Source organism: Cellulomonas sp. P4_A2 (assembly GCF_056402515.1).
The window spans coordinates 1-415 of the sequence record NZ_JBFUHG010000151.1 but is presented as its reverse complement, the minus strand read 5'-3'; the positions used below and the strand labels follow the sequence as shown (position 1 = coordinate 415).

Here is a 415-nt window from a genome sequence, read left to right as displayed (position 1 = left end):
AGCAGCGCTCAGGTCACGGGCGTCGCGGCAGCGCTCTACGTGGCGGGCGCCTGCTCCGGCGCTCTCTTCTTCGGCTGGCTCACGGACCGTCACGGCCGTAAGAAGCTCTTCCTGATCACTCTCACCGTCTACCTCGCGGCGACCGCGCTCACCGCCATCTCCTTCTCCGTCTGGTGGTTCTTCCTCTTCCGCTTCCTGACCGGGTTCGGTATCGGCGGCGAGTACGCGGCCATCAACTCCGCCATCGACGAGCTGATCCCCAGCAGGTTCCGGGGCCGCGTCGACCTGATCATCAATGGCAGTTACTGTGGGTGGTGCTCTCCTGTCGGTCCTCGCACTCGATACCGACATCTTCCCCAAGGACGTCGGCTGGCGGCTGACGTTCGCCCTCGGCGTCGTTCTGGGACTGGTCATC

At 65.1% G+C, this 415-nt stretch carries 1 protein-coding gene; it reads left to right on the top strand.

What is annotated here, in order from left to right; translation table 11 throughout:
* Positions 1-415 (top strand): MFS transporter (locus AC1DUE_RS20490; RefSeq protein WP_477041241.1); only part of this gene is annotated, 415 nt, incomplete at both ends.